10 protein-coding genes are annotated in these 7,743 nt (G+C 64.8%); 5 read left to right on the top strand and 5 right to left on the bottom strand.

What is annotated here, in order from left to right:
* Positions 1-241: 241 nt before the first annotated feature.
* Complete coding sequence (locus EN804_RS32180) at positions 242-739, bottom strand: FxsA family protein (protein WP_127277700.1); 498 nt, start codon at positions 737-739, stop codon at positions 242-244.
* Between the two features lie 199 nt (positions 740-938).
* Here EN804_RS32180 and EN804_RS32175 point away from each other — a divergent pair, with 199 nt between their 5' ends.
* The 4 genes from EN804_RS32175 to EN804_RS32160 are packed head-to-tail and all read left to right on the top strand — an operon-like array spanning position 939 to position 3,660.
* On the top strand, positions 939-1,646 hold the full coding sequence (locus tag EN804_RS32175; protein WP_135922120.1) for a Tim44/TimA family putative adaptor protein: 708 nt from the start codon (positions 939-941) through the stop codon (positions 1,644-1,646).
* A 21-nt stretch (positions 1,647-1,667) separates the two neighbouring features.
* Positions 1,668-2,765, top strand: a complete 1,098-nt coding sequence (locus EN804_RS32170) for a murein transglycosylase A (RefSeq protein ID WP_135922116.1) — start codon at positions 1,668-1,670, stop codon at positions 2,763-2,765.
* Positions 2,765-3,295 (top strand): Smr/MutS family protein, encoded by a 531-nt coding sequence (locus EN804_RS32165; RefSeq protein WP_127873559.1) that lies wholly within the window; start codon positions 2,765-2,767, stop codon positions 3,293-3,295. Before EN804_RS32170 ends, EN804_RS32165 begins: the two co-directional genes overlap by 1 nt.
* Positions 3,292-3,660, top strand: coding sequence for a helix-turn-helix transcriptional regulator (locus EN804_RS32160; RefSeq protein ID WP_127277693.1), 369 nt, complete (start codon positions 3,292-3,294; stop codon positions 3,658-3,660). The genes EN804_RS32165 and EN804_RS32160 overlap by 4 nt, the downstream gene beginning before the upstream one ends.
* Positions 3,661-3,834: 174 nt before the next feature.
* On the opposite strand, the gene EN804_RS32155 is transcribed toward EN804_RS32160, so the two are convergent.
* The 4 genes from EN804_RS32155 to EN804_RS32135 all read right to left on the bottom strand — a co-directional run bounded on the left by EN804_RS32155 (position 3,835) and on the right by EN804_RS32135 (position 7,190).
* Complete coding sequence (locus EN804_RS32155; protein ID WP_127277694.1) at positions 3,835-4,083, bottom strand: hypothetical protein; 249 nt, start codon at positions 4,081-4,083, stop codon at positions 3,835-3,837.
* 381 nt (positions 4,084-4,464) lie between these two features.
* Positions 4,465-5,079 (bottom strand): transglutaminase-like cysteine peptidase, encoded by a 615-nt coding sequence (locus EN804_RS32145; RefSeq protein ID WP_135922115.1) that lies wholly within the window; start codon positions 5,077-5,079, stop codon positions 4,465-4,467.
* Between the two features lie 161 nt (positions 5,080-5,240).
* Complete coding sequence (locus EN804_RS32140) at positions 5,241-6,518, bottom strand: polyhydroxyalkanoate depolymerase (RefSeq protein WP_135922119.1); 1,278 nt, start codon at positions 6,516-6,518, stop codon at positions 5,241-5,243.
* A gap of 303 nt (positions 6,519-6,821) precedes the next feature.
* The gene (locus EN804_RS32135; protein ID WP_127277697.1) at positions 6,822-7,190 is read right to left on the bottom strand and encodes a septal ring lytic transglycosylase RlpA family protein; all 369 of its coding nucleotides are present in this window, start codon (positions 7,188-7,190) and stop codon (positions 6,822-6,824) included.
* Between the two features lie 310 nt (positions 7,191-7,500).
* On the opposite strand from EN804_RS32135, the gene EN804_RS37440 reads away from it, so the two are divergent.
* Positions 7,501-7,686, top strand: coding sequence for a hypothetical protein (locus EN804_RS37440; RefSeq protein WP_189524608.1), 186 nt, complete (start codon positions 7,501-7,503; stop codon positions 7,684-7,686).
* The last annotated feature ends 57 nt before the right edge of the window (positions 7,687-7,743 follow it).

Genomic DNA, 7,743 nt, shown 5'->3' with positions numbered 1-7,743 from the left:
TCTCTTCACCCGAAAGGCAATCCACAACAAACCGTAGCCGCTCGTCCATGATCCCAGTTTCTCGCCAAACCATCGCCGGTCCTCCCGGCGGACAAGAAAACTGTCACCCATGCTATCGGTCCATTCTGTTACCTATCTATCCGGTTCGGACACCAGCCTCTTTCTCCCCGTCACTATACGGGGAGAAATGCCCGGCAGGGCAATGAGGGGCGGCGCCGGCCTCTCGGAACAGATCAGAACTCTAATCGTCCTTCAGCCGCCGCCAGGGCGAATTGTGGTCCGGGCCGCGCTTCAGGTCGTCCTCGCGCGAATAGTCGCCGTCTTCGAGGTCGATGACCTTGTCGCGCTGGCGGCGGAAGCCGCCGGTGGAGAAATTGCTGGCCACGACGATGCGGCCCTTGAGCCTGCTCCAGGCGAAGTCGCGCACCGGCGGCAGGAACAGCAGCAGGCCGACAATGTCCGTGATGAAGCCGGGGATGATCAGCAGGATCGCGGCGACCACGATCATGGCGCCATGGGCGAGCTGGCGGCTGGGGTCGTGGCCGGCGGCCATCTCGGCGCGGATGCGGGCCATGACGCCGAAACCCTGGTGCCGCAGCAGAAGCACGCCGGCGAAGCTCGAGGCCAGCACCAGGCCGACCGTCGCCAGCGCGCCGACCTCACGGCCGACGACGACGAAACCGGCGATTTCCAGCAGCGGCAGCGCGAGGAGAAAGAAGGGAAGCAGCGAAATGCGCAAGTCTTTACCGACCATTCGATTGTTTTGGCCCGCCGGCGACCAATCGCCGCTGGCACGGAGGCTGTTAGATAGGTATGCCTGCCTTTGATTTGAATGATTGCGCCTTGCGTTCTATATGCTTTGAATGGTGAACGCTATGCGACCGGGGCCTGTCGGCTTGACGGTCCGGCCTAGAGGCAGGGATTGATTGGCGGAAAATATGGGCTTCTTCGACTTCGGCACGATTTTCTTCCTGATCGCGGCGGTGCTGATCTTCTTCCAGCTGCGCAACGTGCTGGGCCGTCGGACCGGTAGCGAGCGGCCGCCCTTCGACCCCTATACGGCGGCGCGCACCGACAAGGAGGCCACGCAGAAGCCCGAAAACGTGGTTTCGCTGCCGCGCAAGCGGCTGCCCGGCGAGGCGGCGCCGGCCGACGCCTATGCGGCGATCGACGCCTTCGCCAAGCCCGACACCGACCTCAACAAGGGCCTGCGCGCGATCAAGGACAACGACCCGTCCTTCGATCCCAAGGGTTTCGTCGACGGCGCCAAGATGGCCTATGAGATGATTGTCATGGCCTATGCCGACGGCGACCGCAAAACGCTGAAGAACCTTTTGTCGCGGGAGGTCTATGACGGGTTCGTCGCCGCGATCGGCGAGCGCGAGGCCAAGTCGGAAAAGATCCAGTCCTCCTTCGTCGGCATCGACAAGGCCGACATCGTCTCGGCCGAGATGAAGGGCGGCGAGGCGCATGTGACGCTGCGCATCATCAGCGAGCTGATCTCGGCGACGCGCGACCAGGCCGGCGCCGTCATCGACGGCGATCCGGAAACCGTGGCCGAGGTCAAGGATGTCTGGACCTTCGCCCGCGACACGCGCTCGCGCGATCCGAACTGGAAGCTCGTCGCCACCGAAGAAGAAGACTGAGCCCGGGACAGGCGGGCTCCGGTGTCGCTGTCGCCTCTCCTTGTTGAAAGGTCCTTCGGCGACCTACCCGGCTGGGCCGGCGACGACCATCTGCCGGCCTTCGAGGCGTTTGCGCGTTCCGCCTTGCATGTGCCGATAAAACCCTATCGCAGCGGTGCGCTGGGCGTCGATCTCGGCGCCTTCGCCGAAGCCTATGCGCAAGCGCGTGGCGCTGCGCCGGCGAACCGATCCGAGGCTCGCGCCTTCTTCGAGCGCCATTTCGTTCCCATGCTGGTCCGGCCGGAAACCGGCGCCGGGCTCGTCACCGGCTTTTACGAGCCGCAAGTCGAGGCCTCGCCGGTGCGGACGGAGCATTTTGCCGTGCCGCTGCTGTCGCGGCCGGCCGATCTTGTCGACGTCGACGACGCCAACCGGCCGGCCGGGATGGATCCTTACCTCGCCTTCGCCCGCCGGACGCCGGATGGGCTGGCCGAATACCCCGACCGTGGCGCGATCGAGCGCGGCGCGCTCGCCGGCCAGGGGCTGGAGATCGCCTGGCTGGCCGACAAGGTCGATGCCTTCTTCATCCATGTACAGGGCGCTGCGCGGCTCGCCATGACCGACGGCCGGCTTTGCCGCGTCACCTACGCCGCCAAATCCGGCCAGCGCTTTACCGGGCCCGGCAAAATCTTGAGCGAGCTGGGCGAAATCCCGCTGGCGGACGTGACGATGCAGTCGATCCGCGCCTGGTTCAAGGCGCATCCGCGGCGCGTCGACGAGATCCTGTGGCGGAACCGTTCCTACATCTTCTTCCGCGAGGCCGCGGTGGATGACGCCGCGCTCGGGCCGATCGCGGCCGCCAAGGTGCCGCTGACGCCGGGCCGCTCGATGGCCGTCGACCGGCTGCTTCACACATTCGGCACGCCTTTTTACATCGACGCGCCGACGCTCACCGCCTTCGACAAAAGGCCGTTCCGGCGGCTGATGATCGCGCAGGACACCGGCTCGGCCATCACCGGACCGGCGCGCGGCGACCTGTTCGCCGGCTCGGGCGATACCGCCGGCGAGATCGCCGGCGTGGTGCGCAACGCCGCCGATTTCTACGCGCTGGTGCCGCGCGCGCTGGCCGGGGGCGCATGATGAGCAAGCGTCCGGACAAACTCAGCGAGGACGACCGGGTGCTGTGGAACCTGGTGGCGCGCACGGCCAAGCCGCTCAAGGGCCGCGCCGCCGTCGACATTGCAGACATGGCCGTCGATGCCAGGCCGACGCCGTCGCAGCCGGCCCAGCCCGCCGCCGGCCCGGCTGGCGCGGCAAAGCCGAAGGTGCAGCATGTCACGCACCGGCTCGACGAGCCGACCCTGGACAAGTTGCAGAAGGGCCGGTTGCCGATCGAGGGCCGCGTCGACCTGCATGGCATGACGCAGGACGAGGCCTATTCGCTGCTGTTCTCGTTCCTGCACCGGGCGCATGCCGGCGGCGTCCGCTATGTGCTGGTCATCACCGGCAAGGGGTCGTCCTCGGGCGGCGACGGTGTCTTGCGGCGTGCCGTGCCGGCCTGGCTGTCGACGCCGGCGTTCCGGCCGCTGGTCTCCAGCCACGACCATGCCGCCCGCAACCACGGCGGCTCGGGCGCGCTCTATATCAGGCTGCGGCGGGCGCGCTCATGACGCCGTTCGGCGAGAAGCTGCGGGCGCTGAGAGCCGAGCGCGGCGTCAGCCAGAAGGACATGGCCGCGGCGATCGGCGTCAGCGCCGCCTATCTCTCGGCGCTGGAACATGGCCGGCGCGGCGCGCCGACCTGGACGCTGATCCAGAAGATCATCGGCTATTTCAACATCATCTGGGACGATGCCGAGGAGCTGGCGCGGCTGGCCGAAGCCTCGCACCCGCGCGTCAGGCTGGACACGTCGGGTCTTTCCCCCGCCGCCACCGAACTCGCCAACCTGTTGGCCGAAAACATCGAGAAGCTGGATGAGGCGGACTTGCGCCGCATCACAGGATCGATCCAGGCGGCCTTGGGCCGGCGATCCTAGAACAATTGCAGGAAAAGTGCGTAGCGGTTTTCCGGGGAGAAGCGCGTAGCGCTTCCCCTTGGGAATTGCGTAAAAACAAAGAGTTTCTTTGCTCCGACTTTGCGACGGCCGAGCGATCGCCGGTCGCAAGAACAGCGCCCACCGGCGAGTAACCGGCGGGCAGCCATGGTGAGATCAATTCTTGCCGGCCGTGCTGCCGCCATTGCCGCCACGGCCATGGTCGCCATGGTTGCCATGATCGCGGCCGCCATTGCCACCGCCCAGGCAGTCCGACGCGCCGGCGGCGCCGCAACAGCGGCCGCTCCACAGGTCGTTGAGGCTGGTCTTGGCGCAGCTTGGAATGGTCTGCTCGGCCAGAGCGGATCCGGTCAGGGCCGAAACGGCAGCGGCGGCGAGAAGGGTGTTGCGCAGGAAAGCAGTCATTTGAAGTCTCCATGGTTTGGGTTTCTATCGTCCACGGCTGTGTGTCGCCGGGCGAACGGAAATGGTTCACGGAGGGATGCGGAAATCTTTGGAATGGCTATGCGAGACGCCCGATCGGCGATGTCAGCGCCGCCCCTCATCTGCCTGCCGGCATCTTCTCCCCGTAGAACGGGGAGAAGGTCGCTGTGGCAACCTCGCCACCCTTCCTGTACCGCTGACAATTGGCGAAATCGGCGATGACGGCGTCTTTCTCCCCGTCACTATACGGGGAGAAATGCCCGGCAGGGCAATGAGGGGCGGCGCCGCCCTGCGCCAGGGATAAGCGGAAGACATTTTCGTCGGGACGAGAGGTGCCGCGGTTCCGAACCGCGCCGCCCTTTCCTACTGCACCGAGCCCACCAGAACCTGCTGGCCGCCGCGGATCGAGACCCAGCGGCCGGTGTTGTCGATCGCCTGCCGCTTGAGGAAGCGGTAGCCGGTCTGGTCCCAGGGCTTGACCTTGTCGGTCAAATTGTCGAGCACATAATCGCCGCCGTCGGTGCGCACCGTCAGCACGGCGTGACCTTCGCCGTCGGGCTTGCGCACCACGGTTATCAAGAGATCGGCGAGCGAAACGCCCATGCGGGACAGCTGGCGCCGCTTCTCCAGCACATAGTCCTCGCAGTCGCCGACGCCGTTGTCGGGATAGGCCCAGACCTCGTCCGTGCCATAGATGTCCATGTCGCTCATCGGCTTGACTGATGCATTGACCCTGGCGGTGACGTTGAGCAGCTTGCGCATCAAGCCGTCGGTCAGGGTGGCCGGCGCGAGGCTGGCCGGACGGATCGAACATTCGCCCGGATGCTGCTTACAGAAATCGTAGTGGCCGATCGGCTGCGAGGTGAGGCCACCGGTCGCCATCGCGTCCGAAGCCCAGGCCGGTGCCATCCAGCCTCCCGTTACTGCCAGCCCGGCTGCCACGCATACGCGCAGCCTTCGCATGGTTGAGGAATTCATTGTCCCCGCTCGCCCTGTTGTTAACGAAACGTTAAGGGCGATTTACACTCCGTGTCAATTACGACGTCGGGTTGATTTGCAGCATGGTTACCCGCGAAGAGGTACAGCGGCACTTGTGCAACAGAATCGGACCGCCGGCCCGGCTCCGTTTCTAGAATTGCCTACCGCTTGGCGGTGCGGACCAGCTTCGGCTTCACCGCCACCCGGTTCTGGCGGCCATAGCTGGTGATGAAGTCGACGATGCGCGGCACGATCTCGGAGCGGAAGCGCGAGCCGTTGAAGACGCCGTAATGGCCGACCGCCGGCTGCATGTAATGCGCCTTCCTGTCGGCGGGGATGTTGACGCACAGGTCCTGCGCGGCCTTGGTCTGGCCAAGGCCCGAAATGTCGTCGTTCTCGCCCTCGACCGTGAACAGGGCAACGTTGCGGATGGCGGACGGATCGATCCTGGTGCCGCGATGCGTCATCTCGCCCTTGGGCAACGCATGGCGCACGAAGACGGTGTCGACGGTCTGCAGGTAGAACTCCGCCGTCAGGTCCATCACCGCCAGATACTCGTCGTAGAAGTCGCGGTGCTTTTCTGCATTGTCGCCATCATGCTTCACAAGGTGCATGAAGAAGTCCTTGTGGGCGATAATGTGGCGGTCGAGGTTCATGCTCATGAAGCCCGAAAGCTGCAGGAAGCCGGGATAGACCTCACGGCCAAAGCCCGGCACCGGCCAGGGCGCGCGCATGACGACGTTGTCGCGGAACCAGTCGATGCCCTTTTCCTCGGCCAGCAGATTGACCGCGGTCGGGTTGCGGCGGGTGTCGATCGGTCCGCCCATCAGCGTCATCGTCGAAGGGACGAAGGGGTCGCCGCGCGTTTCCATCAGCGAAACCGCCGCGAGCACCGGCACGGAAGGCTGGCACACCGCCATCACATGGGTGTCCGGACCCAGCGTGTGCAGCATGTCGATGATGTAGTCGATATAGTCGTCGAGATCGAAGCTGCCATCGGCCAGCGGCACCATGCGCGCGTCGACCCAGTCGGTGATGTGGACATCGGCATAGGGCAGCATCGCCTCGACCGTGCCGCGCAGCAGAGTCGCGTAATGGCCCGACATCGGCGCCACGATCAGCAGCTTCGGGTCGGCCTTGCGTCCGGCGGGAACGGCGCGCTCGAACCGGACGAGATTGCAGAACGGCTTCGACCAGATGGTCTTTTCGGTGACCGCGACGCTCTTCCAGTCGACCACCGTCTTGGCCAGGCCGAATTGCGGCTTGCCGTAGCGGCGCGTGGTGCGCTCGAACAGTTCGGCGCCGGCCGCGATCGATCGGCCCCAGGGTGTGTGCGAGACCGGATTGAGCGGATTGGAGTAGAAGAGCCGGACAGCGTCGGCATAGAGCCGGGCCGGCTGCAAGGCGGCATGGTTCATTTCGTAGAGCTGGTAGTACATCAACAACCCCGCTGCTGCCTCGACCGAAGGGACGACGAGCAGCGCCGAGCCTTGAATGTCACGCGGGGAGGTTAACAACTAATTGCTGCGATGCAATACGTCACGTCGCGTGACCAATGCTTCTTTCGTCCAAAGCCTTGAAACCGGCCCCGGACGGCACAGCCGGCTCAATGTGCGCCGCCGAAATGTGAAGGATATGTGTCAGGCTTTCGCGCCGGACACCTGACCATGATCCCCGAAAAATACCCGCTTTGCGCCGCTGAGCCGCGGTCCGCGAGGGATCATGGTCAAGAGACGGTCATATCAGACGCGCGCCATGCAGACCGAAGTCTGGCCGGAGCCGATGAAGCCGAGCTGGCCGGCGGCGCCTTTCGACAGGTCGAGCACCCGGCCCTTGATGAAGGGACCACGATCGTTGATGCGCACGACGACGCTGCGGCCGTTGTTCTTGTTGGTGACCCGCAGTTTGGTGCCGAAAGGCAGCGTGCGGTGGGCGGCGGTCATCGCCGAGGGGTTCATGCGCTCGCCCGAGGCGGTCCTCGAGTGCAGCGCGTACCAGGACGCGCGGCCACACTGGCCGGCGGCGGCGGTTGCCGAAGTGGCGGAGGCGCCGACCATCAGGCCAGCAGCGATCGTTACCGCGACAAGCGCGGTCTGTTTTGGGGTCTTCATATTTGGGGGATGGCTCCGTTTTTGACAGACCCCAGCCGTTAGGTCGAGAATAAGGCAGGAAATGCGGCAGTGATCTGGCGGTTCCATGGCGAGATCACACGTTTGGAGTCACCGGGTAACAGTCTGTCAGGGATCTTCTGGAGCGTCGGGATCAGTTTTCGGCCTTGTTTTGATCGGGACGAAGGACTTTCATGACAAGATTAGACGTTGATCTTCAAATAGAAACCCGCGCGATCTGGCCACTTCCTTCGGCTCTTTCATCGCGGCCACGGCGCCGCGATCGATCGACTTTCAAAATCGGGGTCCGACAATGAGACTAATCAAAAATCTGCTGGCCTTGATCGTGCTGGCCGTCGGTGCGCTGTGGTCGCTGCAAGGCATCGGCGTGGTCGGCGGCAGCTTCATGACCGGCCAGTCGCAATGGCTCTATATCGGCCTCGCCACCATGCTGATCGGCCTGGCAGGGCTGGTGTGGGCGAACCGTCGGCTTCGATGAAAGGTCGACCCCCACTCCGTCGAAGCGGCGACGGAGAGGGGGAAGCCGCTCGTCAAT

It is taken from the genome of Mesorhizobium sp. M8A.F.Ca.ET.161.01.1.1, assembly GCF_004792105.1.
In the GTDB taxonomy this organism is placed as follows: Bacteria; Pseudomonadota; Alphaproteobacteria; order Rhizobiales; family Rhizobiaceae; genus Mesorhizobium.
Note: the sequence above shows the minus strand (reverse complement) of the source record. Positions and strands in the feature narration are given on the sequence as shown.

Bases quoted from the DNA above. Each gene is read 5' to 3' on its own strand.
- EN804_RS32175 (WP_135922120.1), top strand. From the start codon at position 939: ATGGGCTTCTTCGACTTCGGCACGATTTTCTTCCTGATCGCGGCGGTG.
- EN804_RS32165 (WP_127873559.1), top strand. From the start codon at position 2,765: ATGAGCAAGCGTCCGGACAAACTCAGCGAGGACGACCGGGTGCTGTGG.
- EN804_RS32160 (WP_127277693.1), top strand. From the start codon at position 3,292: ATGACGCCGTTCGGCGAGAAGCTGCGGGCGCTGAGAGCCGAGCGCGGC.
- EN804_RS32155 (WP_127277694.1), bottom strand. From the start codon at position 4,083: ATGACTGCTTTCCTGCGCAACACCCTTCTCGCCGCCGCTGCCGTTTCG.
- EN804_RS32145 (WP_135922115.1), bottom strand. From the start codon at position 5,079: ATGAATTCCTCAACCATGCGAAGGCTGCGCGTATGCGTGGCAGCCGGG.
- EN804_RS32140 (WP_135922119.1), bottom strand. From the start codon at position 6,518: ATGTACTACCAGCTCTACGAAATGAACCATGCCGCCTTGCAGCCGGCC.
- EN804_RS32135 (WP_127277697.1), bottom strand. From the start codon at position 7,190: ATGAAGACCCCAAAACAGACCGCGCTTGTCGCGGTAACGATCGCTGCT.
- EN804_RS37440 (WP_189524608.1), top strand. From the start codon at position 7,501: ATGAGACTAATCAAAAATCTGCTGGCCTTGATCGTGCTGGCCGTCGGT.